The sequence below is a fragment of the Onishia niordana genome, from assembly GCF_004798965.1.
Taxonomy (GTDB): domain Bacteria; phylum Pseudomonadota; class Gammaproteobacteria; order Pseudomonadales; family Halomonadaceae; genus Onishia; species Onishia niordana.
The window spans coordinates 1-325 of the sequence record NZ_SDSD01000038.1 but is presented as its reverse complement, the minus strand read 5'-3'; the positions used below and the strand labels follow the sequence as shown (position 1 = coordinate 325).

Annotated in this window: 1 protein-coding gene; it reads left to right on the top strand. The window is 35.1% G+C overall.

Annotated features, from left to right (window positions below):
* Window positions 1–102 precede the first annotated feature (102 nt).
* Window positions 103–325: ROK family protein (locus tag ETC27_RS17855; protein ID WP_136256065.1), on the top strand; the 223-nt coding region annotated here is incomplete at its 3' end.

The window sequence follows — 325 nt, the reverse complement described above, 5'->3', positions numbered from 1 at the left end:
CGTCTGACTATAACGATGTTTTAGTATTAAAGCAACATGTAAAAGTAGTAAAACATGAAAAAATTCTTTCATTAATTTGAAGAAAAGGAGTAGAAGTTGACAATGTATTATGGATCTATAGAAGCTGGTGGGACAAAGTTTGTGCTCGCCGTTGCGGATGAGCAGTTCGAGCTTGTAGATAAAATTAGAATATCTACCACAACACCCGAGGAAACAATTGCTGCTACCGTAGATTACTTTAAATCAAAAAATGTTGCGGCAATTGGCTTAGGATCGTTTGGTCCTATCGATATTAACAGTAAAAGTAAAACTTACGGCTTTATTA